This window comes from Algoriphagus sp. CAU 1675, assembly GCF_029222925.1.
In the GTDB taxonomy this organism is placed as follows: domain Bacteria; phylum Bacteroidota; class Bacteroidia; order Cytophagales; family Cyclobacteriaceae; genus Algoriphagus.
Genome location: NZ_JARHUI010000001.1, coordinates 748,863 through 775,000 on the forward strand (window position 1 = coordinate 748,863; position 26,138 = coordinate 775,000).

General features: G+C 41.7%; 21 protein-coding genes. 14 read left to right on the forward strand and 7 right to left on the reverse strand.

Going from position 1 to position 26,138, the window contains the following annotated elements; all coding sequences use genetic code 11:
- Nucleotides 1-60: 60 nt before the first annotated feature.
- Genes mnmD through P2G54_RS03285 form a run of 3 tightly spaced genes read right to left on the reverse strand, consistent with a single transcriptional unit; the run spans nucleotide 61 to nucleotide 2,473 of the window.
- Nucleotides 61-756: a tRNA (5-methylaminomethyl-2-thiouridine)(34)-methyltransferase MnmD gene (gene mnmD, locus P2G54_RS03275; RefSeq protein WP_275868146.1), complete on the reverse strand. Its 696-nt coding sequence runs from the start codon at nucleotides 754-756 to the stop codon at nucleotides 61-63.
- On the reverse strand, nucleotides 753-1,235 hold the full coding sequence (ispF, locus tag P2G54_RS03280) for a 2-C-methyl-D-erythritol 2,4-cyclodiphosphate synthase (protein ID WP_275868148.1): 483 nt from the start codon (nucleotides 1,233-1,235) through the stop codon (nucleotides 753-755). The genes mnmD and ispF overlap by 4 nt, the downstream gene beginning before the upstream one ends.
- Nucleotides 1,232-2,473 carry a pitrilysin family protein gene (locus tag P2G54_RS03285; protein WP_275868150.1) on the reverse strand — a complete coding sequence of 414 codons (1,242 nt, stop codon included), beginning with the start codon at nucleotides 2,471-2,473 and terminating at the stop codon, nucleotides 1,232-1,234. The genes ispF and P2G54_RS03285 overlap by 4 nt, the downstream gene beginning before the upstream one ends.
- Nucleotides 2,474-2,677: 204 nt before the next feature.
- Between P2G54_RS03285 and bshC the strand changes: the two genes are divergently transcribed.
- The 14 genes from bshC (at nucleotide 2,678) to P2G54_RS03355 (ending at nucleotide 21,551) form a co-directional block, all read left to right on the forward strand.
- Nucleotides 2,678-4,237, forward strand: a complete 1,560-nt coding sequence (gene bshC, locus P2G54_RS03290; protein ID WP_275868152.1) for a bacillithiol biosynthesis cysteine-adding enzyme BshC — start codon at nucleotides 2,678-2,680, stop codon at nucleotides 4,235-4,237.
- Nucleotides 4,234-4,824, forward strand: a complete 591-nt coding sequence (locus P2G54_RS03295) for a 5-formyltetrahydrofolate cyclo-ligase (RefSeq protein ID WP_275868154.1) — start codon at nucleotides 4,234-4,236, stop codon at nucleotides 4,822-4,824. The genes bshC and P2G54_RS03295 overlap by 4 nt, the downstream gene beginning before the upstream one ends.
- A gap of 4 nt (nucleotides 4,825-4,828) precedes the next feature.
- On the forward strand, nucleotides 4,829-5,326 hold the full coding sequence (locus P2G54_RS03300) for a hypothetical protein (RefSeq protein WP_275868156.1): 498 nt from the start codon (nucleotides 4,829-4,831) through the stop codon (nucleotides 5,324-5,326).
- Between the two features lie 573 nt (nucleotides 5,327-5,899).
- Entirely contained in the window at nucleotides 5,900-9,106 is a 3,207-nt protein-coding gene (locus tag P2G54_RS03305) for a SusC/RagA family TonB-linked outer membrane protein (protein WP_275868158.1), read from the forward strand.
- Nucleotides 9,107-9,124: 18 nt separating this feature from the next.
- Nucleotides 9,125-10,768: a SusD/RagB family nutrient-binding outer membrane lipoprotein gene (locus tag P2G54_RS03310; protein ID WP_275868160.1), complete on the forward strand. Its 1,644-nt coding sequence runs from the start codon at nucleotides 9,125-9,127 to the stop codon at nucleotides 10,766-10,768.
- Between the two features lie 18 nt (nucleotides 10,769-10,786).
- Nucleotides 10,787-11,734: a hypothetical protein gene (locus P2G54_RS03315; RefSeq protein WP_275868162.1), complete on the forward strand. Its 948-nt coding sequence runs from the start codon at nucleotides 10,787-10,789 to the stop codon at nucleotides 11,732-11,734.
- Nucleotides 11,735-11,872: 138 nt separating this feature from the next.
- Nucleotides 11,873-14,665: a 2-oxoglutarate dehydrogenase E1 component gene (locus P2G54_RS03320; RefSeq protein WP_275868164.1), complete on the forward strand. Its 2,793-nt coding sequence runs from the start codon at nucleotides 11,873-11,875 to the stop codon at nucleotides 14,663-14,665.
- A 73-nt stretch (nucleotides 14,666-14,738) separates the two neighbouring features.
- Nucleotides 14,739-16,256 (forward strand): 2-oxoglutarate dehydrogenase complex dihydrolipoyllysine-residue succinyltransferase, encoded by a 1,518-nt coding sequence (gene odhB, locus P2G54_RS03325; protein ID WP_275868166.1) that lies wholly within the window; start codon nucleotides 14,739-14,741, stop codon nucleotides 16,254-16,256.
- Between the two features lie 110 nt (nucleotides 16,257-16,366).
- On the forward strand, nucleotides 16,367-17,764 hold the full coding sequence (gene lpdA, locus P2G54_RS03330) for a dihydrolipoyl dehydrogenase (protein WP_275868168.1): 1,398 nt from the start codon (nucleotides 16,367-16,369) through the stop codon (nucleotides 17,762-17,764).
- A gap of 84 nt (nucleotides 17,765-17,848) precedes the next feature.
- A complete protein-coding gene (locus P2G54_RS03335; protein WP_275868170.1) occupies nucleotides 17,849-18,622 on the forward strand; it encodes a Rossmann-like and DUF2520 domain-containing protein in 774 nt (257 codons plus the stop codon).
- Between the two features lie 210 nt (nucleotides 18,623-18,832).
- Nucleotides 18,833-19,492: a DUF2589 domain-containing protein gene (locus P2G54_RS03340; RefSeq protein ID WP_275868171.1), complete on the forward strand. Its 660-nt coding sequence runs from the start codon at nucleotides 18,833-18,835 to the stop codon at nucleotides 19,490-19,492.
- 33 nt (nucleotides 19,493-19,525) lie between these two features.
- Nucleotides 19,526-20,677, forward strand: a complete 1,152-nt coding sequence (locus tag P2G54_RS03345; RefSeq protein ID WP_275868173.1) for a hypothetical protein — start codon at nucleotides 19,526-19,528, stop codon at nucleotides 20,675-20,677.
- A gap of 11 nt (nucleotides 20,678-20,688) precedes the next feature.
- The gene (locus tag P2G54_RS03350; protein ID WP_275868175.1) at nucleotides 20,689-21,222 is read left to right on the forward strand and encodes a DUF2589 domain-containing protein; all 534 of its coding nucleotides are present in this window, start codon (nucleotides 20,689-20,691) and stop codon (nucleotides 21,220-21,222) included.
- Nucleotides 21,222-21,551, forward strand: coding sequence for a hypothetical protein (locus tag P2G54_RS03355; RefSeq protein ID WP_275868177.1), 330 nt, complete (start codon nucleotides 21,222-21,224; stop codon nucleotides 21,549-21,551). The genes P2G54_RS03350 and P2G54_RS03355 overlap by 1 nt, the downstream gene beginning before the upstream one ends.
- Here the strand turns inward: P2G54_RS03355 and P2G54_RS03360 are convergent, their stop codons facing one another.
- The 4 genes from P2G54_RS03360 to P2G54_RS03375 all read right to left on the reverse strand — a co-directional run bounded on the left by P2G54_RS03360 (nucleotide 21,552) and on the right by P2G54_RS03375 (nucleotide 25,949).
- A complete protein-coding gene (locus P2G54_RS03360; protein WP_275868179.1) occupies nucleotides 21,552-22,406 on the reverse strand; it encodes a pirin family protein in 855 nt (284 codons plus the stop codon). It abuts the gene before it with no gap.
- Nucleotides 22,407-22,482: 76 nt separating this feature from the next.
- Nucleotides 22,483-23,775, reverse strand: coding sequence for a Zn-dependent hydrolase (locus P2G54_RS03365; protein WP_275868180.1), 1,293 nt, complete (start codon nucleotides 23,773-23,775; stop codon nucleotides 22,483-22,485).
- Nucleotides 23,776-23,848: 73 nt separating this feature from the next.
- Nucleotides 23,849-24,850 carry an acyl-ACP desaturase gene (locus P2G54_RS03370; protein WP_275868182.1) on the reverse strand — a complete coding sequence of 334 codons (1,002 nt, stop codon included), beginning with the start codon at nucleotides 24,848-24,850 and terminating at the stop codon, nucleotides 23,849-23,851.
- Between the two features lie 217 nt (nucleotides 24,851-25,067).
- Complete coding sequence (locus P2G54_RS03375) at nucleotides 25,068-25,949, reverse strand: ATP-binding protein (RefSeq protein WP_275868183.1); 882 nt, start codon at nucleotides 25,947-25,949, stop codon at nucleotides 25,068-25,070.
- Nucleotides 25,950-26,138: the final 189 nt, after the last annotated feature.

A 26,138-nucleotide genomic window follows, 5' to 3' on the forward strand; every position in this document is an offset into this window, starting at 1 on the left:
CAACTTGGGCTTGGGTTCGTTTTTATTCTAATGGATAGACTTGCGCGTTTCTCCCAATTTTTATTCTGACCAGGAAGGTTTCCAAGCTCTTGTCATTTCCTTTTTACCGGGAGGTCCGGGAAGGCTTTCTACCTCCAATCCTATGGATTTTAAATCTCTTTTCAATTGTCCCATGGCACAGTAAGTAACAAAAGCTGCTCCGGGATTCATGGAGTCTTCTACCTTTTCCAGTAATTCTTTCCCCCAAAGTTCGGGCTGCTTGCTCGGTGCAAATGCATCAAAAAAAACCACATCCGAAGGGTAAAGTTGAGCATCTTCCAATGTCACCTGGTCTTTTTTGAAATTGAAATATTCGGATACAGGTCCGCCCTCATTCCAGGGAGCTTCATGAAGAGCCTGAAAATACTTGTGATAATGCCAGATGGAATGGTCGTGCTCGATATAGTTGAGTTGAGAATAAATTTCTTTGGAAACAGGGAAGGGTTCTATGCTGTGGTACAAAACCGGGATTTGGTTTTGTTCGGCCCAAACCAAAGTCAACCAGGCATTGAGGCCTGTACCGAACCCAACTTCAAAAACCCGGATGGGGTATCTTCTGGGATTTCTTGCTAGCCAAGAATCCAGTCCATACAACATGAAAACGTGGATGGATTCTCGATATGCTCCATGGAAGCTGTGGTAGGTTTCCTTCAAACCCTCATGATAGAGGGAGTGAGATCCATCCTCGGTAGTGATTATTTTGATCGAATCGCTCATTTTTGATGAATTAAAGCCACACAATAGGCAGAGACTCCTTCTTCTCTTCCTACAAACCCTAACCATTCTGTGGTGGTGGCTTTGATGGAAATCGAAGACTCGGGAATTTCCATTACTTCGGCCAGGCAGGACTTCATGGCAGGGATATGTGGGTTCACCTTCGGGACCTGAAGGCAGATGGTGCTATCGATATTGCCTATTTCATATCCTGCTCCTCTGATTAGCTTCATGACTTCCTTGAGGAGGATTTTGCTGTCGATTCCTTTGTACTTGGGGTCTTTGTCAGAAAAGTGATAGCCTATGTCTCGCATATTGGCCGCTCCAAGTAGGGCGTCACAGATCACGTGAATCAATACATCCGCGTCTGAATGTCCGACTGCACCTTTTTCATGGTCAAGCTTGATCCCGCCAAGCCAAAAATCATAGCCTGCTTGAAGTTGATGTACATCGTACCCAAAACCTATTCTAAATGGATTCATTTATGTTCTGATTGATAGTATAAAACTGATGCTTGCTCTTCTATTAAATATTCTTTTGCTCTTTCCATAATTTCGTCGGAAGTGAGAGCTGATTTGATTTCAAATTCCTGCCAATACAAGTCTGGATGTCCTAAATTGGCATAAAAGGCAAGATTCATCACCCGATTGATCAATTGGATTGATTCATAGGTTTTCATTGCTTCTCCTTGATTCTTGATTTTTTGGAGGGCCTTTTCCGGAATTCCATTGTTTAGAAAATCTCCGATTATCTCATCCAGTGCCTGTTCTGCCTCTTTTGCAGATACTCCTTGTTCCATTTTTCCCGAGAATATCAATAATCCCGGATCCAATGAACCCAATACATAAGCTCCTGCCGAGGCGAAAAGTTTTCCGTTTTTGATCAGCCTTTGTTCCAAGATGGAGGATTTGCCAAATCCCAGATAATCAGTGATCAAGTCTGCTTCCAGATACCCCTTTTCGGATTTCCCGGGCATTTTGAATGCTTTATAGAGAGCATCTGTTGGAACAGCGTAATTGACTTCTCGGGTTCTTTTCGATTGTTGTTCAGGTTCTTTTTGGGAAGAGTGGGAGCGGATAGCCGCTGCGGGGATTGGGCCAAACCATTTATTGGCCAATTGTTTCACCTCCTCTGTATTTACAGCTCCCCCGATGACTAGAATTGCATTGTTGGGGGCATAATTCCTTTTGTAAAAATCCCAGACATCATCTTGAGTGTATTCTTCGATATCGGAGGTTCTTTGTCCAATAGTTGGCCAACGGTAGGAATGTTCCAAAAAGGCCATGTCCCGCATATGGTGCCATACATCACCATAGGGTTGATTGAGATAGCGTTGTTTGTATTCTTCCAAAACTACTTTTCTCTGGGTCTCTATTGTCTTTTCTGTAAGTGTCAATTGTAGCATCCTGTCAGATTCCAGCCAAAAGGCAGTTTCTAAGTTTGATGCCGGCAAGGTCATGTAGTAATTGGTGATATCCGGGCTGGTGAAGGCATTGCAGCTTCCTCCAACCCGTTCCAGTGCCCTGTCAAAAACAGGCACATTGGCGGAACTTCCAAACATCAGGTGTTCAAAAAAATGGGCAAGCCCGGTTTTACCGGCTACTTCATTTCGGGATCCGACTTTATAGAGTAAGTTGAAAACAGCAATCTTGCTGTTATGGTCCGGGTGGATGATGACTTCCAGCCCGTTGTCTAGGAAAAATCTTTCGTATTGGAGCATAATGATCAGGAAGGCAAATCTAAGGCTTTTAGATTTTTCAATCCTTTACTGAAAAAGCCAATTGGTTAAAAATTGTTCCATTTTTCCATACAACTGACGGAAACTTTTCCCCGTTGGTAGAAGAAGTCTCTAATTTTGATAAAAAAACTGAACTTTGACTACCTTGCAGTAGTTTGAACCCGAAAGATTTATTCCCTTTATTTCATGAAAAAGCATTGTATTGATCTTAGACAAACAGGCCAGTTTTCATCATTTTTTTTAGACTATATAGAAGGGAAAGATGCGCTAAGACCATTTTATTCACACTTGCCCAAGCTGGAAAGCTTTAGAGATGCAATTGCTGCCAAGTCTTTTTCGAGCCAAGCAAGAGAGGTGTTGGTTGAGTCTCTCCTCCGGCAATATGAAGGGATGGAACTTTCACCGAAAGCTCAGTCTAATCTTGAATCGCTGGATGCAGCCAATACCTTTACGGTAACGACTGGACATCAGCTCAACCTGTTTACAGGTCCGCTTTATTTCATCTATAAAATCGTTTCTACAATCAAGCTTGCTTCTGCTCTAAAGGAAGCTTATCCGGAATATAATTTTGTTCCGGTGTATTGGATGGCAAGTGAGGATCATGATTTTGATGAGATCAATTATTTCAAGCTTGACGGAAAAAAATTCCAGTGGACTTCTCAACAAACTGGTGCGGTAGGGGATTTTGATCTTGATCAGGGCTTCAAGGATTTTCTAAAGACGGTTCCCTTTGCCCATGAAGTTTTCAAGAAAGCATATTCTTCATCGGGAAAACTTTCGGAGGCAGTGCGCAAGTACGTTGACGGACTATTTGGAGAGGAAGGCCTAGTAATAATTGACGGCAATGATTCTGCCTTAAAGGCCCAGTTTTCTAAGGTAATGTTGGAGGATTTGTTTGTCCACAGTCCTTTTGTGGAAGCGACTGTAAAGACAGAGGCATTGGAGTCTTTAGGCTATTCAGGTCAGATTTTTCCTAGGGAAATCAATTTCTTTTATCTGGACAAGGGAGTTCGGGAGCGAATTGAACAGCATGGGGATAGATATGTGGTATTAAATACCGAATTGAGTTTTTCATCTGAGGAGATCAAGGATAAAATCAGAACCAATCCTGAGCAGTTCAGTCCCAATGTGGTATTAAGACCTTTGTACCAGGAAATGATTCTTCCTAATCTCGCGTATTTGGGCGGACCTGCCGAGGTGGTGTATTGGTTACAATTGAAGGGAGTTTTTGATCATTTTCAAGTACCGTTCCCGGTTTTGCTCCCCAGAAACTTTGCATTGGTACTATCCGGAGAAATGCAGCGTAAAATTGAAAAGATGGGATGGGGTCCGGCTGATTTGTTTCAGAATTTTAAAGTTTGGGCTCGGGAGTTTGTGGAAGCAAATGCCAAGCTTGATATAAGCCTTGAGAAGGAAAGAATTGAGATTGTGGAAATTTTTGATAAAAAAGGAGAAGAAGCTGCTGATTTGGAGAAGAGTCTCATGAATTCCTTTGAAGCCGCCAAAATCAGATCTCTCAAAATCCTTGATCAAATGAGCAGAAAGCTCAGGAAAGCGGAAGAAAGGAGACAATACATCCAATTAGAGCGGGTTTCTGCTATCGAGGATTATCTCAAGCCAGGAGGTAGTCCACAAGAAAGAGTAGTAAATATGATGCAGTTTTATCTAGCAAACCCGAATTTCATCCATGATTTGATGGAGGTTTTTGATCCTTTGGACTTTAGGATGATGGTATTGGAAGAATGAGTAGTGAAAAGGAGCTTTTAAGAAAGGAATACAAGCAAAGAAGAAAAGAGCTTTCACGAGAGGAATTGGAAAGACTTTCTTTGAAGGTTTTTTCCAAAGTGGAAGCTTGGCTTGCTACACATGATACCTATAGGCATTTCCATTTGTTTTTTCCAATACAAAAACAAAAAGAGCTCAATACCTACCCCATTCTTGAATTACTGCAAAGAGAGGATAAAACGGTATACACTTCACGTGTAATACCGGGAAAGGCGATGCTTGAGACATTGGTTCTTCCTGCTCATCCTGAATTTGAAGAAGATGATTGGGGAATTCCAGTGCCTAAAGATGCAAAATTAACCGATCCGGATTTAGTGGAGGTGGTTTTTGTCCCTTTGTTGGCCTTTGACGAAAAGGGGAATAGGATCGGGTTTGGGAAGGGATACTATGATGTTTTCCTTTCCTCATTAGATAGGAGAGTTTGCAAGGTTGGTTTAAGTGTGTTTCCTCCAGAAGGCCTTATACCAACTAACCAACATGATGTTCCTTTGGACTTTTGCATTACTCCTGAAAAAGTCTTTACTTTTTCTCAGAATTCTTCTTTTTAAAAATATGAGATCAATTTACATTCTGATATTTGGAGTTGTTCTGGCACTATTTACTTCATGTAGAGAGGCCAAGGCCCAAATAGGAGACTATAATACCATGGTTGGGGTTACAGGCGGTACAAATATAGGAGGGACTGTAAAGCAATTTGTCACTAGAAATGGTGCAGTTGACTTGATGGTTTATAAAAGATGGAAAGGATGGGTTGGGGCATTACTTTTTGAGCACCATATGAATATTCGAGAGTTTGAAGGGTTGGAATGGTACGTAGGGGCAGGGGTTCATTATGGGATGTGGAAATTGGGAAAAGGGGAGCCCCCATGGGTTTACAAGAGTACACAGGACTATACCGCTTATGGAGTTGACGCCATCGTCGGATTAGAGTACAATTTTGACAGGACTAATTTCTATATCGGCTGCTATTGGAAGCCTGCCTATAGTTTTCAGGATTTTACCGATCTCTGGGGGGATGATGCGGCCTTTACCTTGAGATATTCGTTCTGATTTGAAATGTTGGTAATAATTTGAACCAACCTTTAATTTTTTTTCAAAAAAATAGCCGAATCACCTAATAAAAAGAACCATAAAATTCGGTTTGATTGAATTTTTGATTTCTAAAATTTGATGAATTTTAATAATTCCAAATTTACTTTAGTGAAATCCGTTAAACCTGAATGAAAATTTCAAAAAAATGCTTTTGAAGGCCATGAATCACGGTTTTTAATTTTTTTTCAGGTTATAATTTTTTTTTCAATGTGTAATCAAAGCAGATTTTCAGAAGATTGTTCTGTGAATGTAAAAAAATCATCATGAATCGGTTAAAATTTGTTAATAATACTTACTTTGCCAAATAATCCATTTTTAATGCCATTTAAACTAAAAAATCACCGTTGAATTTTAAAAAAATGAAAAAATTGTATTTTAAAAATTAAAAATTGACTTTATATTATTTTAAATTTAAAAATTGAATTAAATAAATAATAAATTATACATAAAGTATTTATTTAGTCTTTGCTACGTATTTTGAATTTCCGATCAAACAGATTTTCTTTACGAATCAACTAAACTAAATACCTTATGAGAAAAGCTTTACTCTTTGTTGTTGCGCTTTTCACCATGGCCCTCAATTTTGAGGTGTCGGCGCAACAGCGGGTAATTACCGGAACGGTAATTTCCGACGAAGATGGACTAGGCTTGCCGGGTGCAACCGTCCTCGTGAAGGGTACGACAGTGGGTACTACCACCGATTTGGATGGTAATTATTCCATCAGCGTGCCTGCGGGTTCTGATGTCCTGATTTTCTCTTTTGTTGGTCTTGAGACCAAAGAAGAGGCGATCGGTAATCGGACCGTAATCAATGTAACCCTGACGACCGATGCTGCTCAACTATCCGAAGTGGTAGTAACAGCGATTGGTATCGAAAGGGAAAAGAAAGCCTTGGGTTATGCAGTTACCTCTGTTGGTAACGAGCAACTTGAAAACCGTCCTGAGCAAGACGTAGCCCGCGTATTGCAAGGAAAAGTGCCTGGTGTGAACATCACTTCCACCAACGGTATGTCTGGTTCTGGTACCAACATGGTAATCAGAGGTTATTCCTCTGCCACTGGTTCTAACCAGCCTTTGTTCGTTGTGGATGGTGTGCCATTTAATACCAGTACAAATGCCGAGAACGGATTTACTACTGGTGGTGCTGTTACTTCTTCCCGTTTCTTGGATATCGATCCAAACAATATCGAGGCGATCTCTGTATTGAAGGGTCTTTCCGCAACAGTACTTTATGGTGATCAGGGCCGTAACGGTGTAGTTTTGATTACTACTAAGTCCGGTGCTTCCAAGCGTAAAGCTGCCGAGGTTACTATCAACCAGTCCGTATTTACCAACGAAGCTGCTTCCTTGCCTACTTATGGTCAGGTTTATGGTAACGGTTTCCAGCAGGCTCCTGGTTTCTTCTTCTCTAACTTCGGTCCGAGAATGGATTTGGGACTTACTGTTAATCACCCATATGCAACCTCTTCTGTTGCCGCAATTAGAAACGCGTTCCCTGAGTTTTTCAATGCAGATGGAACCCCTGTTAAATACGAGTACAAGGCTTATGCTGACCCTTCTGAGGTTTTCTTCAGACAAGGTTTGATCAGCAATACTTCAGTTCAAGTTTCTGGCGCTTCTCAAAACACCAGCTACAATGCTAGCTTTGGTTATACTGATGAGCAGGGCTTTACTCCTGGAAATGATTTGAAGAAGTACAACTTCGGATTAGGTATAAACTCTGCGGTTACTGATAAGCTTTCTGTGAAGTCTTCCTTCACTTTTGCAATTACCGATCTACAGACTCCTCCAGTTAACGCAGCATTTGGTTCCGGACCATCTGGAGGTATTCCATCTGTCTTCGCTCACGTTTTGTATACGCCTCGCTCAGTGGATTTGGGAGGTCTTCCTTGGGAAAATCCAGTTGACAGAAGCTCTGTTTACTACAGAGGTGGTAACGATATTGTAAACCCAATTTGGTTGGTAAACAATTATTCAAACACATCTGACGTACACCGTTTCTTCAATTCCACTTCCTTGAACTACGATATCAATGACGACTTCTCAGTGACGTACCGTATCGGTTTGGATACCTATACAGAAATGCAGGAGGCAAGATATAACAAGGGAGGACCTTCAGCTAGTTTGGCTACCCAATCAGGTTACTATCGTACCACAAACATCACTAATACCATTTGGAACCAAGACTTGGTAATCAACTGGAAGAAGCAGTTTTCTGATGATTTTGGTATGAGTGCATTGATCGGTGGAAACTCTCGTTATGACAGTTACATGCAAAACGGAGTGGCTTCTCAGGGCCAATTGGCTTTCGGTCTATTCCGTCACTCAAACTTCACACAGTCATCTTCTAATGATGCTTATACCGGTAGTTCACTGAATAGAACTCAAGAAGAAAGAAGAATGGGGGTTTATGCCAACGTGACTTTGGACTATGCAAACTACCTTTATTTGAATCTTTCCGCCCGAAATGACTGGACTTCAACCGTAGAGAAGGAAAACAGAAGAATCCTTTATCCAGGAGCATCTGTTTCGTTCATTCCTACCACTGCATTCAATTGGAATTCCAGCACTTTAAATGACTTGAAATTGAGATTGGGTTATGGTACTTCTGCCGGTTTCCCTTCTCCATACAGAACTAGAAACGTTTTGGCACAAAGTGCAAGAGCATTTGACAGGGATGGAACTGTAACTCAGACTCACTCCGTATCCAACTTGTTGGGTAACCCTAACTTGAAGCCTGAGCTTCATGAGGAAGTTGAATTTGGTGTTGAAGCTGTAATGTTCAATAACAAATTGACTTTCGATCTTTCTTTGTACCAGAAGAACACCAGAGACTTGATCACTCAAGCTCCAATTGACCCATCAACTGGTTTTACATCTACAGCTATCAACATTGGTAGAATCCGTAACAGAGGTGTCGAATTCCAGGCAACTGTTACTCCGGTATCAACTGCTTCTGGATTTACTTGGAATTCCACTGTAAACTGGGGTATGTACAGATCTATGACCATGGAATTGGGTGGTGGATTGGAAGAGATCGTTGTTGCTGGTTTCACTACCTTGGGTAACTTCGCTATTCCTGGACAGCCATTCAATATCATCAAAGGTATTGGTTTTGATAGAGATGAGCAGACTGGACAGCCGATCATTCTTTCCAATGGTTTGCAAAAGCCTGCCGCTGATTTGAAAATCCTTGGCGATCCTAACCCAAGATGGAATGGTTCCTGGATCAACAGCTTCTCCTACAAAGGATTCACTTTGAGTGCTATGATGGAGTACAGACATAAAGGTGCTATCTTCTCAAATACTGTTACTGCAACATTGGCTCGTGGTGTGACCAAAGATCCGGTTGCTGACAGAGAGTTGACCTTTATCATGCCAGGTGTGAAGGAAGACGGAACACCTAACGACATTCAGATCACTGCTTCTGACTACTTCTTTGCAGGTTATCAGGGTGCTACCGATGAGCCAAACGTATTCGATGGTTCTATGATCCGTCTTCGTGAGGTTTCTTTGGGCTATGAATTGCCTTCTTCTTTGATGGCGAAGACTCCATTTAAGAGAGCTTCCATAGCATTGAGTGGTACCAACCTTTGGTTCCTTGCCTTGAACTTCCCTCCAAACATGAACTATGATACAGACGTGTTGGGAACAGGTGTTGGTAACGGTTTGGGTTTTGACTTCGTAACTGGTCCAAGCTCAAGAAGATTTGGTGGAACTGTAACCCTTACATTCTAACCCCAAACAGACAATACAATGAAAAGAAAAATATATAGTTTATTGCTGGCTGCCAGTACCCTGTTTGCGGTTTCCTGTGATTTAGATCTATTGGAAAACCCAAATGCGGTTAATGCGGATACAGCATCTCCTGACTTCTTGTTAAACAGAATTCAGTTGGACTACCAGTCTCTCTTCAATACCATTGGGGATGACGGTATGCGTTTGACCCGGATCATCAACCAAGGTTCGGCTCAGTATGAAGGAGCTTACACTCCTACCACTACCAATGGTTATTGGTCTAATGCCTATGCAAATATCCTTGCTGATATCCAGTTTTTGGAGCCCTTGGCTGAAGAGGCCGGGTTCAATAGACATTTGGGTATTGCGAAGACCATCAAGGCTATGGTACTATTCAACCTTGTAGACTCTTACGGTGATATTCCTTATTCTCAGGCTTTGGATCCAAACGAGTTTAACCCAGCAACCGACTCTGGTGAAAGTGTTTATAGTGCTGCCTTGGCTGCTTTGGAAGAGGCAAAAGTTCATTTTACTGAAACTTCTTCCGGCACTCCAAACGATTACTATTACGGTAGAAGCTACACCAAATGGGTAAGATTGGTTAATACTTTGAAATTGAGATATTACCTCAACACTAGATTGGTAGATGCCGGTGCTTCTACTTCCGGAATCAATGCTTTGATTGCTGAGGATAATTTATTGAAGGCTGGTGATGATTTTGTTTTCCGATTTGGAACTACAAATGCTGATCCGGATTCCCGTCACCCACGATTCGCCGGTCAGTATACATCTGGTGGTGGTGATTATCAGTCTACTTACTATATGTGGCATTTGACAGAGGCAAAAGGATTTGATGATCCAAGAGCGCGTTATTATTTCTACCGTCAGGTTACAGTAAACTCTACTAATCCTGATGAAATCGAGTGTATCACTCAAATTGCTCCTGCTCATTATTTGGTAGGTAATTTTATCTACTGTCTACCTGGTGAGAGAGGCTATTGGGGACGTGATCATTTGGATCCAGACGGTATTCCACCAGATGGTTTGAAGCGTACTGCTTGGGGATTGTATCCAGCGGGTGGTCGATTTGATGACGATTCTGCTGCGCCTGTGAATAACCCTGCCTTGGGTGCTCAAGGTGCAGGTGTTCACCCAATCATGTTGGCTGCTTATGTAGATTTTATGTTGGCAGAGGCTGCATTGGAATTAGGCACAACTGGTGACGTTAAGGATTATTTGTTGTCCGGCATTGAGAAGCATATGAATTATGTTAGAAAATTCGCCAAGGATTCTCAGGAAGGGGCTAAGGTAGTATCCTACACTGATGATACTCGTTATGAGGAATTGGTTGATGCTTACCTTGATTATGTCGATGGGGAATACACAGATGCCGAATCAGATGATGACAAAATGGATATTATCGGTAGAGAGTACTGGTTGTCCTTGTTTGGTAATGGTGTTGAAGCCTATAATTTGTACAGAAGAACTGGTAAGCCAGACAATATGCAACCTGGTTTGGAAGCGAATCCGGGTGTTTTCCCTCGTTCATTCTTCTATCCAAACAACTACATGGTAACCAATACCTCTGCGGTTCAAAAAGCGGATCAGTCTGTTCAGGTTTTCTGGGATAAAAATCCTGCAGGTAACGCTTGGGTTTACTAATCAAAAAATTGAGAAGATATGAAAATGTTAAAATATAGTTTTGGTTTGTTGGCTAGTGCGCTGATTCTCCTAAGCTCCTGTAGGGATTTTGTTGATCCAAATATTCCTTATTCAGAGTTTGATACTGGTGCTTATTTGAGAACCATTGCAAGAACCAGCACAACTTTCAACCTGTACAATTTGCCAGGATCTAAATTTGCTTTGACCCTAGAGGCAGTTGATATTGAAGATGGTGCTACTGTTGAAACGGTAGAGATTAGAGTACGTCACAGAAGATTGATCCCAGGTGTTGGTTTGGAGTATACTCCTACCAATGATGTTTTGGTAAAGACTCTTCAAAAATCTGATTTTGCCCCAAATACAGAATCAAGATTCTTGAGAACTACCTTTGAAATTCCTGCAGCGGAAGCAATTCAAGCTGTTGGTCTTACTTTGGGTGATATCGAAGGAGCCGATGTTTTCGAATTCCGCTTGGTATTGAATGATAAGTTTGGAAGAAGTTTCTCCAGTGACAACGTTACTACAAACGTTGCCGGTGCTCCTTTCTATGCTTCTCCATTCCAATATAATGTTGCGGTAGTTTGTCCTTCTGATTTGGGAGGTACCTATGATTTCGTTCAGACAAATATGGAATCTCCATATGGAGATTGTGACGGCGAAATTACTGGAACAACCACTTGGACTCCTGTTGCAAGTTCTCCTGGTGCTTATTCGATTACCGATGGAACCTTTGGATTCTTCGATTGCTATGGAGATTCTTGGGGTAATGGTAATGTCCGTATAAGTGATGCTTGTGGGAAACTTACCATGTCCGGAACAGATAAATATGGAGGAACCTATACCATGACTGTTATCAGCGCAAATGAAACAGATTTGGTATTCCAGTGGCTTAACTCTTATGATGAAACAGGATTGGTTACTGTTAAATCTAATGCAGGCAAACCTTGGCCAGCAGATTTGAGATAATACTCATTGGATAAAAAAAAAAGCAGCGCATTTGCGCTGCTTTTTTTATTTCTTAAAATATATATTCGGAAAAGCAAATAAGCGATTTTTTATTATCCTTTTTAACTTTTAGCTTTGTCTTGTTCCCAATAGATAACCATGGACCAATTCTCTTACATCGCCAATGCTCATGTATCCTATATCGATGAGCTCTACAATTCTTATAAAAAAGACCCCTCATCCATAGATCAAAGTTGGAAAGAGTTTTTTGATGGCTTTGATTTTGCCATTACCCACTTTGGAGATTCAGAGGGTGTCACATCGGTAGCAACTCCTTCCGAGACCACATTAGCTAAAAATGGTTCCCTCGCAACCCCAGGAACCATCATGGACATGGAGCAACTTCCCAAGGAAATCAAAGTACGCGCTTTGATCCATGCACACCGCTCCAGGGCTCATTTGCGGTCCAAAACTAATCCAGTTAGAGAAAGAAGAGACCGAAAGGCTCTGATTGATCCTCAGGACTTTGGATTGGGACAGGAAGATATGAATACCGAATTTCAGGCTGGAAATGAAATTGGTATTGGCACAGCCAAGCTTTCTTCCATCATTGATGCACTGAAGACTATTTATGAAGGCCCAATGGGTTTTGAATACCTTTATATCCGGGACCCGGAGATGTTGGATTGGTTCAAAACCAAAGTGGAAAAAGAAGCTTTGGCCTTTAATCCTTCAAATGATGAAAAGAAGAGGATCCTTTTCAAGCTCAATCAAGCTGTTGTTTTTGAAAATTTCCTTCATACAAAGTATTTAGGTCAGAAACGTTTTTCTCTTGAAGGAGGGGAAAGCACCATTCCATTTTTGGATGCAGTGATCAATACATCGGCTCTTTTTGGAGTTGAAGAGGTAATGATTGGTATGGCACACCGTGGCCGTCTCAATGTCCTTGCAAATATCATGGGTAAAACCTACGAACAGATTTTTTCTGAATTCGAGGGTACTGCTAAGCCTGATTTAACGATGGGGGATGGAGACGTGAAGTATCACATGGGGTATTCCAGTGATATAGTTACTCCAGATAATAACAAAGTTCATTTGAAACTTGCCCCCAACCCATCCCACCTTGAGGCAGTGAATCCAGTTGTGGAAGGGTTTATTAGAGCTAAAATAGATTCTCAACATAAAGGTGATTCCAGAAAAGCATTGCCAATCCTTATTCACGGGGACGCGGCAGTTGCCGGTCAGGGCATTGTTTATGAGGTGACTCAAATGGCCGGCCTAAAAGGCTACAATACCGGAGGCACCATTCATTTTGTAATCAATAATCAAGTTGGTTTTACCACTGATTTTGATGATGCACGTTCCTCTATTTATTGTACGGATGTAGCTAAAATTATTGACGCTCCGGTTATTCACGTCAATGGAGATAACGCTGAAGCAGTGGTTTTTGCCGCTAAATTAGCTGCTGAATTCCGCCAAAAATTCGGTAGGGACATTTTTGTGGATATGGTCTGCTATAGAAGACATGGACACAATGAATCTGATGAACCGAAATTCACTCAGCCTGAATTGTACAACATCATCTCTAAGCATCCCAATCCAAGAGAGATCTATGTCAAAAAACTTACTGAGAGAGGTGATTTTGATGCCAAGATTGCGGCTCAGATGGATGAAGAATTCCGTCAGCTGCTTCAGGATAGATTGAATATGGTAAAAGAGAAACCTCTTCCATATCAGGCCACCAAATTTGAAAGGGAGTGGGGTAATTTAAGAAGATCTACTCCAGAGGATTTTGATCAATCCCCAGAAACTGGTATTTCCGAAGATGTAGTTACTAAGGTTGCAGAGGCTTTAACCGTAATTCCAAAAGGATTTAAGGCTATCAAGCAAATTGAGGTTCAGATGAAGCAGAGAAAGGATATGTTCTTCCAGTCCAAGGAGTTGAACTGGGCCTCTGCTGAACTTCTAGCCTATGGTTCACTTTTGTTGGAAGGTAAAAACGTGCGGATTACCGGACAGGATGTTCAAAGGGGTACTTTCTCCCATCGTCATGCAGTAATTCATGACGCGAATACCAACCAACCTTACAATTCATTGAAAGAATTGAAGGATCGTAAAGGTCAATTCCATATTTATAATTCCTTGCTGTCTGAATATGCAGTTTTGGGATTTGAATATGGCTATGGAATGGCCAATCCAAATTCACTCACCATTTGGGAAGCCCAGTTTGGAGACTTTGCAAATGGAGCTCAAACCATGATTGACCAGTTTATCTCATCAGGTGAATCCAAGTGGCAAAAACAAAACGGATTGGTAATGTTGCTTCCTCATGGCTATGAAGGTCAGGGGCCTGAGCACTCCAACGCCCGTCCTGAACGGTTTTTACAGCTTTCTGCTGAATACAATATGGTAGTGGCTAATATCACTGAGCCTTCCAACTTCTTCCATCTTTTGAGAAGGCAATTGGCTTGGGAATTCAGAAAACCTTGTGTAGTGATGTCTCCAAAATCTCTTTTGCGTCATCCTAAAGTGGTTTCTCCAATTTCTGAATTTACTTCGGGGCATTTCCGTGAAATTATTTCCGATTCCACTGTAGCTGCTAAGGATGTCAAAAGAGTGATCCTTTGTTCAGGTAAAATCTACTATGATCTGGAAGAAGCGCGTGAAAAAGAGAAAATCAAGAACGTAGCAATTATCCGAATCGAACAATTGCACCCGCTTCCTAAAAAGCAACTTTTTGAAGTGCTTAGTAGCTATAAAAATGCTGAAGTTGTATGGGTACAGGAAGAGCCTGAAAACATGGGGTATTGGAATTACATGCTTAGACTTTTGTACAAAGAACTTCCTATGGAAGTAATTGCCCGTAAGTCTAGTGCTTCTCCGGCTACCGGTTATAACAAGGTACACGTAGAAGAACAAAAAGCGATTGTTTCCAAAGCTTTAAAAGTATAATTATTCCTATACAATAATCCCGATTAATCATTTTGTCCCTTTTACCCAGTGTAAAAGAATAAAAGAAAAAGACATGAGCAAAGAAATCAAAGTTCCGGCTGTAGGCGAATCTATCACAGAAGTGACCGTAGGCCAATGGTTTAAAAAAGATGGAGATCAAGTACAATTGGATGAAGTCCTATGTGAGCTTGAATCTGACAAGGCTACTTTTGAACTTCCCGCTGAGGCTGCCGGTACTCTTCGGATCAAAGCACAGGAAGGGGATACCCTGGAAATCGGTGCTGTGATCTGTGTGATTGAAGAGGGAGCTGGTGTAAGTGCTGCTGCACCAGAAAGCCCCGCACCTTTAGCTGGAACTGCTACCACATCCAAAACCGGAGAGGTCAAGGAAATGGTAGTGCCTACTGTTGGTGAGTCCATTACTGAGGTTACTCTTGCCAACTGGATCAAGAATGACGGTGATTATGTAAAATTGGATGAAATCATTGCTGAGGTTGATTCAGATAAGGCGACTTTCGAACTTCCGGCTGAAGCCTCAGGGATTTTAAGACATGTTGCCAAAGAAGGCGATACCCTTGAGATCGGAGGGATGATATGTAAAATTGAAGTGACAGACGGAGCGCCAGAAGCTCAAGCTTCTTCTCCAGCAACAACTGAGGCTGCTTCCGCTCCCCAGGGTGTTGGCAAAGAGAATTATGCCACTGGACATGCCTCTCCGGCTGCCGCAAAAATACTAGCAGAAAAAGGTGTTGCAGCATCGGGTGTTGCAGGAACAGGAAAAGATGGAAGAATCACTAAGGAGGATGCTATCTCAGCCCAAAAATCTGCTCCGAAACCCGCTAGTCCTGCACCAGCTGCTACCCCAGCACCGGCCGTATCTGTAGGTGGAAGCAGAGACGAGAGAAGAGAAAAAATGTCTTCCCTACGTAAAACTGTTTCCAAAAGATTGGTTGCTGTGAAGAATGAAACTGCCATGCTTACCACTTTCAATGAGGTAAACATGAAGCCTATCATGGACTTGAGGTCCAAATTCAAGGAGCAGTTCAAAGAGAAGCATGGTGTAGGCCTTGGTTTTATGTCCTTTTTCACCAAGGCTGTCTGTGTAGCTCTTCAGGAGTGGCCAGCAGTGAATGCTAAAATTGATGGTAACGAAATCATTTATCATAATTTCTGCGATATCTCTATTGCCGTATCAGCGCCTAAGGGACTGGTTGTTCCGGTAATCCGAAATGCAGAGCAAATGAGCTTTGAACAAATCGAGAAAGAGGTGGTAAGATTGGCGACCAAAGCTCGTGATAACAAATTGTCCATCGAGGAAATGACTGGGGGAACTTTCACCCTCACCAATGGAGGGATTTTTGGATCCATGATGTCCACGCCGATTATTAATGCCCCTCAGTCTGCGATCTTGGGTATGCACAATATCGTTGAGCGCCCTATGGCCGTCAATGGAGAAGTGAAAATCCTACCTATGATGTACTTGGCACTTTCTTATGACCATAGAATTATCGATGGCCGTGAGTCTGTTAGTTTCCTTGTTCGAGTAAAGCAATTACTTGAAGATCCTACAAGACTCCTTTTTGGAGTTTGATCCGGAAGTGGATTCAGGAATAACTAAAATAGGGGCTGAGTTTTATCAGCCCCAAATCTTATGAAAAGGCAGGTTTTACAACTTGTTTTGACCCTAAAACCTAAAGAATTATGTACGACGTAATAGTTATCGGATCAGGACCGGGAGGATATGTAGCCGCTATCAGAGCTGCGCAACTTGGTATGAAAACCGCTATTGTTGAAAAATATTCCACCCTTGGAGGAACTTGTTTGAATGTGGGTTGTATTCCTTCTAAGGCACTTTTAGATTCTTCAGAGCACTATCATAATGCCGCTCATACCTTCAAAACACATGGTATAAATCTATCCAATCTCAAGGTGGACCTTAAGCAGATGATTGACAGAAAGAATGAGGTTGTGAAGCAGAATGTGGATGGTATCCAGTTCCTGATGAAAAAGAACAAGATCGATGTTCATCAGGGAATTGGCTCCTTTGTGGATGCTTCTACTGTCAAAGTCACAAAAGAGGATGGTTTTTCCGAAGAAATCAAAGGGAAAAATATCATCATTGCTACAGGATCAAAACCTTCTTCTTTGCCATTTATTAAACTGGACAAGGATAGAGTAATCACTTCTACAGAAGCCCTTAATTTAAAGGAAATTCCAAAGCATCTGGTCGTGATTGGAGGTGGTGTAATTGGATTGGAGCTTGGCTCAGTGTATGCTAGGCTTGGAGCAAAAGTTTCTGTGATCGAATTCATGGATTCCTTGATCCCTACCATGGACCGGACTATGGGTAAAGAACTTCAGAAATCCCTGAAAAAAATCGGTTTTGAATTTTACCTGAAGCACAAGGTCACTTCTGTTGAAAAGAAGGGCAAGGAAGTAACTGTAAAAGCCGATAATGACAAGGGTGAAACCGTGGAAATCAAAGGAGATTATGTGTTGGTTTCCATTGGAAGAAGACCGTATACCGATGGTTTGAATGCGGAGGCTGCTGGAGTTAAGTTGACTGAAAGAGGTCAGATTGAGGTCAATGATCATTTGCAAACTTCAGTTCCTTCAATTTATGCCATTGGGGATGTGGTTAAAGGAGCCATGCTTGCTCACAAAGCCGAGGAAGAAGGTGTATTCGTAGCAGAATCCATCGCCGGTCAAAAACCACATATCAACTATAATCTGATCCCTGGCGTAGTATACACCTGGCCTGAAGTAGCTGCAGTAGGCTATACTGAAGAGCAACTGAAGGAAAAAGGTATCAAATATAAGACCGGTAAGTTTCCATTTATGGCTTCAGGAAGAGCTAGAGCCTCTATGGATACCGATGGATTGGTGAAAGTTTTGGCCGATGCCCAGACGGACGAAATCTTGGGTGTCCACATGATTGGTCCAAGAACTGCAGACATGATCGCAGAAGCGGTGGTAGCCATGGAGTTCAGAGCTTCAGCTGAGGATATTTCTAGAATGTCCCATGCTCACCCAACCTATACAGAAGCCTTTAAAGAAGCCTGTTTGGCAGCTACAGAAAACAGAGCGTTACATATTTAAAAAACATAGATTCTTATTTGATAGGCCGTTTCCAATCTTGGAAATGGCCTTTCTTTTTTACTCAAAAAATTCCTTACTTCCATTATGAAGTTCAAAATAGCCATTCTTGGTGCAGGAAATGTTGCCTGGCATTTAGCTCCGGCATTGGAAAATGCAGGTCATGAAATAACAGAAGTCTATGCCAGGGATATTGAAAAAGCGGTCAAGATTACAGAACGTCTCTATTCAGCAGTGCCCAAAGCGGATTTAGATTTCTCTGAAAGTGAAGCTGAGATTTTTATTTTAGCTGTAAAAGATTCTGCTATACCCGAAGTCGCAGATGCGGTGATTCTGCCCGAGGAATGTATTTTGGTCCATACTTCCGGGGCCATTCCACTGGATATCCTGGGATATAGTTCTGCAACTTACATTGGTATATTTTATCCACTTCAATCCTTCACCATGGGGAAGAAAATGGATATTTCAGATGTCCCGTTTTTGATTGAATCTGAGGACCAGGACACTTTGAGGAAACTCAAGAAATTGGGAAACAGTCTTTCCCAAATGGTTTATGTGGTTAGATCCAAGGATAGGAAGGCAATTCATGTGGCTGCAGTATTTGCCAGTAATTTTTCAAACCATATGATCCGGATTGCTGAGGAGATTATGAGAAGACAAGGCTTGGACTTTGAAATGCTCAAGCCTCTAATCATCGAAACCATTTCCAAGAGTCTTCAAATTGGGGCCAAAAATGCTCAAACCGGTCCTGCTATACGGGAGGACTATGAGACCCTGGAGGAGCATCATAGATTTTTGAATTATAACGAGCAGCTGGCTGAAATCTACCGCCTGATTTCTCAGGATATTATTGATAGTTGATTAATTATTTTATTGGATTATAAAATTTGTTATTGATTTAATCGAAAAATCACTTGTATTATTTCATGATTTTTCAATTTTTTACGCTCATAAGACTTTGATTTTGAGATAAATACATTATATTAAATAGCTGTTCTCGATTTTAAAGGGTATCCTTTAATCTTTTGATTTTGAATTTCTTTTTTTCTATCCACTATAAATATTTTAATCATGAGCTATGCAAATCGTACGTTAAGATCCCTTCCTTTTGGAAGAATTATCAGTGGGCCAATGATTGCCGCCATTCAGGCACAGGGCCTAGCTGCTAAGTCAACGGTAAACTTTATCAAAGAAGTTGGATTCAAAAGAGCATCGGATGATGCAGCTGCAAATGAAGCAGCCGATGAACAAGGTAATATGGGGGATGTGCGCAATGTGACTTTTAAGTATAAAAGGAAAAGCGCTGATGGAATTGGGGATAATGTTGATGATGGTACAGGAGAAGAAGAGGTATCACTCACTGTTCCTATCCTTACAATAGTCCCTATACCATATATCCGGATCGAGGAGATGACTATTCAATTTACTGCAAATATTACTGAGCAACAGGAATACAGAAGCTCCAAAGCCACTAGCAACAGTGTAGCTACAGACACTAACTTAAATTTTAAAGCTGGTGGATTTTTATCTCCAGTAAAGTTTTCCATGAATGCGAAGGTTGCTACTCGCCATAATTCCAGTAGCACCTCTAGTTCCAGGGTCAATAATTCTACCCAATACACGGTTGATATTAATGTGAGAGCTGTTCAGGATGAAATGCCTGCAGGCTTGGCCAAAGTACTTCATATTATGGAGCAAGCAATTTTGGAAAAGCCAGCGGTTACACCTTGATATTAAATTTATTTTTTTTCTAATCAACAAGCTATGAGCCAGTTGAACCAGATCATTGCATCTTTACTCAGCGACATCAATGAGGCTAAGTCAAAAGCTGATGAGGCATCCAGAAACCTAGCCCAGGTGTATGCAGCTGATGAAATTTTAAGGTATTTCCCGGTTCCAAAAATTGGGATTCAAAATCTTGAAGTCGAAATCAGGTACGCAATCGAATCAATAGATGAAAAGCCGGTCCAAAATAGTCAGTCTCTACAGAGACTGACTGTACTGGCCCAATCTTTTGCAAAAGACACTGCAAAAGCAATTCAAATCAGTCTTACTAAGGCCGTAAGCGAAAATGAATTGTATAAGGACTTAGGAGGGGGATATCCTTCGGGGGAATGGGAGAAAAATCTTGCAGATGCTCTTGAAGAATCTCTTTCGGTTGTAACAAAAATTGGAGTGGACGTTCCCAAATCTCTCTTATTAGCCCAACAGGAAATTACTCGGCAAATATCTGATTTTATTCCAGTTGCCTATAAGTCAGAATCCTTGGCAGCAATACCAACAATCACTGGAGAGTATCAAATCATTGGTTTGGATAAATCAGGAAAGAGGGACTTTGTAGTATCAAAGAAATACCCGTCACAAAATGAAGCTTTGGCAGATGCTAAGATCCTTAATGCTTCCATTATTGCAAAAAAGACAGAAGTAGGTGAAGTAAAGAAATTGCCGGGGACCCAAATGAACTTGGCAGAACTAAAGGCCGGAAACAAATTGTTTTCTCTAGAAATTGACTCAAGGAAAGTCGCCAGCCTTCAGCCAAAGGATTTTTTGGAAAAATCGATTTTGGAGAAGGGTCAGCTTTTAACTTCATCCAAAAGGATCAAACCTGTCTGGATGGGTGGAAGGCTGTCAGGGGCGAGACCGATCAGCCGTCCGACAGGTGTAGCATCGAATGAATTAAAGGAAGATAATTCCTTAAAAATACTTACGGACAAAGTATTGAAGAGTCGAATACCAGAGTTTGGATTAGCTGTGGAAAAAATCCTGAATGAAAATGTTGTTACTACGATTCAGGTTGCCGTGGAAAGTGAGAAATTGAAGCAAGTGAAGCCTGAAAACCTTGCAACCATCCGCTTTTCTTTAAATGCCCAAGACTTTACCATGCTGGAAGACGAAAACCAAAAAACTTTTCTTTAATCTGAAAAAACATGATAACGCCCAGATATATTTCAGAGCTTTTAGGGGCTCCCATGGCTGCTATAGTGCAGGCAGAAGCAATTGCTGCAAAGGCAACGGCTGATTTTATCAAGGAGGTTGGATTCACCAATGAAAACGATTCTTCCGATCCGGAATTTGGCACTGTCCGAAACATTTCTTTTTCCTATAATCGAATCAATGCGGATGGAAGCTCGGATATTGCCAGTATCTCTGTTCCACTTTTGACGATCATCCCGATTCCATCCATTCAGGTTGCGGAAGCTGAAATTGAGTTTGACTTGGCATTGACCCAACCAGATGCCAAAAACTCAGGTGCTTCAGGTGCGGGAGGGAGGTTTGTTACCTTAAAGGACCATTTTAAGCTTAAAGGAATTATTGGGAAAAAACCAGGTGCATCCAATGCAGCGGGATCCAACAATGCTACCGCCAATATGAATGTAAAAATCAAATTGGCTCAGTCCGAACTTTCAGTTGGGATGGTTCAGCTTTTGAATATTTTGGATAGTGCTAAAAAAGAAAATTAATGGCAAACTGGTTTAGCAAACTGAAAGAATGGGCGGCAAGTATTTTCTATAAATCCTCGAACCTTGAAGCTGCTACAGCTACAGAGGATTTAGAGGTAACTCCTTCTTTGGACATTTCAAGACGGCCGGGGATCAACTGTCCTGAGTGTAAGACAAGACTAACTGTAAGCATCCAAAACCTAATCAATTATGAACCTGTAATTTGTCACAATTGTGGTCTGGAGCTTATTGTGGATGAAGAAAAATCCAGGAGTTCTATCGAATCTCTACGAAAACTTCAACATGGCCTGGATGAGGCTGCAAAAGTGCGTCAGCAAGGCCAATTGTAATTAACCGTTCCAAGTGCCGAATTTTCCATTTTGGTAATCCTGGTAAGCCTGATAGATCTGCTCTTGGGTATTCATGACAAAAGGACCTTGAGCAACCATAGGCTCATTAAATGGTGCAGCATGTCCCAAGATCAAAATGGAGTTTTCTAGAGCTTCTATCTCAATGCTTGTTCCGGAATTGGTGAATTCTACCAGGTTTCTAAACGGAACTTCCTCTCCGTTTACCTTTAGAGTACCTCTTACTACATAAAAGAAGATGTTTTCAGAGGAAGGGATTTCTTTCGTAAACTTTGCACCTTCCTGCATATAAATAGTACTCATGCTGAGCGGAAATGTCTCTTCAAAAGCTCCTTCAATTCCGTTCCATTCCCCAAATAATTGCTGGATTTTTACTTTTCCTCTATCCATTTCCGAGCTTGGAATCTCTTCTTTTTGCAATCCAACATACTTAGGCTCTATCATTTTTTTTGAAGCAGGAAGATTTAACCAGAGTTGAAGGATTTCGAGATCACCTCCCTTTCTTTTGAATTCTTGGCTGGATACCTCTGCATGGATCAGTCCCCTGCCTGCAGTCATATACTGAACTCCACCGGGGCCGATTACCGATTCATGGCCAGAGGAATCTTTATGAAGAATATCTCCTTCCAAAATAAAGGTTACAGTTTCCATTCCCCTGTGGGGATGTGGACCGAAGGGTAAGCCCCTGTTGTATTCCGGGTAGGTTTGAAAACCGTGATGATTCAAAAAAATAAAAGGATCGATTTGGTCCAGATGCCGGGTAGGAAGTGGACTATAAGTGACCAAATCGGCGATGGGCCTGTATTCGGCCTTATGAATTCTCTTAATGGTTCTCATCCTAAAACAGTTTTTGTTGTATATACATTAAATAAAAGTTGACTGAAAAAAGTTTGAATTAATTCCTCTTTTCTGACTATTTAAGTTGTTTGTCCAGCTGAAGTATGGTTTGCAGGAGGACCTGTACCCCGTTTGCTATATCTTCCGGGCTGGAATATTCCTGGGGAGAGTGGCTGATCCCATCCTTACTTGGAATAAAAATCATTCCCATAGGAGCAATTCGGGCCATTTCTTGTGCATCATGTCCAGCCCCACTTGGAAAACTAAGTGTAGTTAAGCCTAATTTTTCAGCCTCGGTTTTTATGATTTTCCGTATATTTTCATCCGCCAAAGCTGGCTTACTTGCAACTTCAGTGTGAGTGATGCTTACTTCTATCCCTGCTTCCTCGGCAAGCTGTTTGGCTTTTGCCTCCAGTTCTCCGTAAATTTTCCAGATTTTTTCGGAAGACAGATCTCTGAGTTCCACGTTGAGTTTTACTTCTCCAGGGATCACATTTCCCGCTCCCGGAAAAGCCTGGATTTTACCAACTGTCCCCACCTGTCTTCCCTCGTGGGAATTGACGATTTCATTGACTGCCAATACAAATCTGGACGCTGGAAGCATGGGGTCTTTCCGCATATTCATCGGGGTGGTTCCGGCATGATTAGCGAATCCTTTAAAGGTGAACTCCCACCATTCGATAGCGACTATTCCTTCCACAACACCAATGTCCAATTTCTGGCGATTAAGATTTCCCCCTTGTTCGATATGCAGCTCAAGAAATGCTGCCAAATCTCCGGGATTCCTTTTTACTTCCTGGATTCTGTCAGGATTCCCTCCCAGTACCTTTATCCCTTCATAGTGAGATATTCCGGCATTGCTAACCACCTGAAGGGCCTCTTTGCTTAAGGCTCCAACCAGAGCCCGGCTTCCTACTACCCCTCCTTCTTCATTTGTGAAAATGATGACTTCCAACGGGTGGTCAGTGACGATGTTTTGATCATTTAGAGCCTGAATGACTTCAATTGCACCCAATGAACCCACAGGACCGTCGTAATCTCCTCCGTTGGGCACTTCATCGATGTGAGACCCAAAAGCAATAGGTTTCATCATGGGATTTTTCCCGGATCTTTTTCCTATGATGTTTCCTGCAAAATCCACCGAAACCTCCAAACCGGCATTTTCCATCAGGGAAATCACATATTTTCTAGCTTCGACATCATGTTTGCTATAGGCCACCCGGTCGGAACCTCCAGCCTCATTTTTGCCATAGGTTGAAAGTTTTTGAAGGGTTTGAGATAGCCTTTCTTGGTTTACTTGGGCCTTTGTATTGGAAAGTGATGAGATCAAAAAGGCCGAAATAAGGAATAAGAGGTAGGAGTTTTTCATGGGTGTTGAAAATTATGCATAAGCAATTTAGCGAAAAAAAAGCCCTTCTTTTTAGAAGGGCTTGGGTAGTGGCTTATTTCAGCCATGCAAGTTGGATATCGTCCGGAGCTTTCATTCTGTCCGCAAGACGCATGTATCGGTCGCTCAGGTTGGCAAGGTAATCTTGGGCTTTGGAAGCCAGATCATTCAATCCCGTCAGGGCTTCGATCTTCCATAGGTCAACCAAGTGCTGGATAATTCTGGCATAATCCCATCCGGTGTAAACTCCGATTTTTTGGGTGATTGCAGAGAAATCCTGATAGAGGTTGGGTCTGCTGCCACCATCTCCCATCAATACTGCCGGCATGACAATTTGCTTTCTCATCATTTTTTCGAAAGCAAGAATTGCTCCGTTGGGATCAATTTCGAATATCCTTGACATGAAAGACTTATAGGCTTTTTCATGCCTTGCTTCATCTCCCGCGATGGTTTTACAAATCCTTGAAAGAACATGGTCTCCAGCTTTATCGGCAAGTTTACCGGTGTTCACGTGGGAGATTTTGGTAGCTCTTTCCTGAAATGAAGTATATATCATCGCCTGATAAGGGTCAGATTCTGATTTTGGATCGAAGCCGTTGGAAATTAATCTATGGATCGTTTGCTCTACCGCCTTCATGTCGATTCTACCGGTCAGATATAGGTATTTGTTCAGTAGATCTCCATGTCGGTTTTCTTCCGCAGTCCAAGCTTTGGACCATCTTACCCATCCAGATGGTGATAGCAAACTTCTTTCCTCATTGATTCCTTCAAGCAGGTTGAAATAAGTCTGATAGGAGGGAAGGGCTTCTTCGGTAATCATGTTCCCAACAAGGGAGGTAAGTACTGTATCTGGAATCCCTTCAGCTCTTTTTTGGAGAAGCTTGATGTCTTCCAAGGCTTCTGGGTTTGCCATGTCAGGGAGAAAATCGGAGGGCTGCCAACAATCATCCGGGTCCACCAAGATATTGTTCACTGCATCCCCAACCAATTCATCCAGTTGGGAGATAACCTCCATGTTCTTTTCTAATTCGTAATTGATTTCTCCTGATTTCTTCATGTGAACTGTATTAACTCAGATTGAATTTTTCCCTTTTGGGGGTCTTTTGATTTACAAAGGTACTGACATTTAAGCAGAAACTTCCTTGAAATACGTTAATCCCCCTTAGAGTTTGTTAAAAAAGGTTTGTAAATGGCTGTTTTTACTGATGATCAGCTGTGGGAAACATTAGCCTCCTTTTGAAGGCTAATGTTTTGGATGGAATATTCCCTAATCCTTAGAAGTCAAGTTTATATGCTACTACTTTATTTTTGTAAAAAGTAGGGACATAAACAATCATTTCCTCTGGATTGTATCCAATATCAGCAGTGTTGGATTCTTCAGCTTTGGTGTCCAACATGAGTGTTTGTCCATCCTTAGAAATAAACCAAACTTCACCTATCCATCTGGAGGCAACAAAATTATCGTCTCCCAGAATCACCAGGCCATCACCTCCAGTTACCTGATCGTTTACTAAACTGGTGGATCCATCAGAATTCCACTTGATCAGTCCCGAACCGTCCAGTGCATAGATGGTTCCGTCCTTGGCTATTGCAATCCCGTTGATGGATTCATGACCTTCGGATAGTGTGGACACAGCTCCATTTTCAAGAAGATGGACCTTGCCGGTATTCATGTCGGTGAAATAAACTTTTCCCTCATAAGTGGCCACATCATTCAGGAAGCTTGCTCCTTCCACTGGAAATTTTTGGGTGATTTCAGCAGTGGCAAGATCGATTTCTACCAATTCGTCAATATCAGTTACGTAGAGATGTCCGTTGGCAATCCCCATCCCTTTAGGGGCATTCAATCCAGTTACCCAATCTTGGGTAATGATACTGCCGTCTTTTCCTATGATGGAAATGGTTCCGTTCCCGTCTTTTTCCAATGGGTTTTGTCCGAAGATATTGGAAGTATAGATGGTACCTGTTGCTTCATCAAAAAGCACTGACTCCACGGTTTCCAGTGTTTCTGGGCTTTCCCAGAGCTTGGTCAGGCTAGGGGTTTTTGCGATTTCCGTTTCCATGGTGTTTTCGGTTGTTTCGCTTGATTTTTCAGGTCCGCACTGGGCAAACAACAAGCTAGTTGTGAGTCCTATCAATCCGATCTTTAGTTTCATACTCAAAGTCTTTTGTTTGGGTTTTATGAAAAGTTTTGAAAAGACTAAGTTCGGGAATTTGTGATCCAAATAAAATCCTGAATTCAATAATTTTTGAAGGGCTTTTCCCAAGAAAATCAACAAAAAGAGAAGATGGGCATTAAATCTTTTGAATGTTATTGTTATACAAGTCTTAAAAAAATAACCGCT

Coding starts and splice junctions, on each gene's coding strand:
- ispF (WP_275868148.1), bottom strand. CDS start 1,235: ATGAATCCATTTAGAATAGGTTTTGGGTACGATGTACATCAACTTCAA.
- P2G54_RS03320 (WP_275868164.1), top strand. CDS start 11,873: ATGGACCAATTCTCTTACATCGCCAATGCTCATGTATCCTATATCGAT.
- P2G54_RS03340 (WP_275868171.1), top strand. CDS start 18,833: ATGAGCTATGCAAATCGTACGTTAAGATCCCTTCCTTTTGGAAGAATT.
- P2G54_RS03310 (WP_275868160.1), top strand. CDS start 9,125: ATGAAAAGAAAAATATATAGTTTATTGCTGGCTGCCAGTACCCTGTTT.
- P2G54_RS03375 (WP_275868183.1), bottom strand. CDS start 25,949: ATGAAACTAAAGATCGGATTGATAGGACTCACAACTAGCTTGTTGTTT.
- mnmD (WP_275868146.1), bottom strand. CDS start 756: ATGAGCGATTCGATCAAAATAATCACTACCGAGGATGGATCTCACTCC.
- P2G54_RS03365 (WP_275868180.1), bottom strand. CDS start 23,775: ATGAAAAACTCCTACCTCTTATTCCTTATTTCGGCCTTTTTGATCTCA.
- P2G54_RS03360 (WP_275868179.1), bottom strand. CDS start 22,406: ATGAGAACCATTAAGAGAATTCATAAGGCCGAATACAGGCCCATCGCC.
- P2G54_RS03295 (WP_275868154.1), top strand. CDS start 4,234: ATGAGTAGTGAAAAGGAGCTTTTAAGAAAGGAATACAAGCAAAGAAGA.
- P2G54_RS03350 (WP_275868175.1), top strand. CDS start 20,689: ATGATAACGCCCAGATATATTTCAGAGCTTTTAGGGGCTCCCATGGCT.
- P2G54_RS03355 (WP_275868177.1), top strand. CDS start 21,222: ATGGCAAACTGGTTTAGCAAACTGAAAGAATGGGCGGCAAGTATTTTC.
- P2G54_RS03345 (WP_275868173.1), top strand. CDS start 19,526: ATGAGCCAGTTGAACCAGATCATTGCATCTTTACTCAGCGACATCAAT.
- bshC (WP_275868152.1), top strand. CDS start 2,678: ATGAAAAAGCATTGTATTGATCTTAGACAAACAGGCCAGTTTTCATCA.
- lpdA (WP_275868168.1), top strand. CDS start 16,367: ATGTACGACGTAATAGTTATCGGATCAGGACCGGGAGGATATGTAGCC.
- P2G54_RS03285 (WP_275868150.1), bottom strand. CDS start 2,473: ATGCTCCAATACGAAAGATTTTTCCTAGACAACGGGCTGGAAGTCATC.
- P2G54_RS03370 (WP_275868182.1), bottom strand. CDS start 24,850: ATGAAGAAATCAGGAGAAATCAATTACGAATTAGAAAAGAACATGGAG.
- P2G54_RS03305 (WP_275868158.1), top strand. CDS start 5,900: ATGAGAAAAGCTTTACTCTTTGTTGTTGCGCTTTTCACCATGGCCCTC.
- P2G54_RS03315 (WP_275868162.1), top strand. CDS start 10,787: ATGAAAATGTTAAAATATAGTTTTGGTTTGTTGGCTAGTGCGCTGATT.
- odhB (WP_275868166.1), top strand. CDS start 14,739: ATGAGCAAAGAAATCAAAGTTCCGGCTGTAGGCGAATCTATCACAGAA.
- P2G54_RS03335 (WP_275868170.1), top strand. CDS start 17,849: ATGAAGTTCAAAATAGCCATTCTTGGTGCAGGAAATGTTGCCTGGCAT.
- P2G54_RS03300 (WP_275868156.1), top strand. CDS start 4,829: ATGAGATCAATTTACATTCTGATATTTGGAGTTGTTCTGGCACTATTT.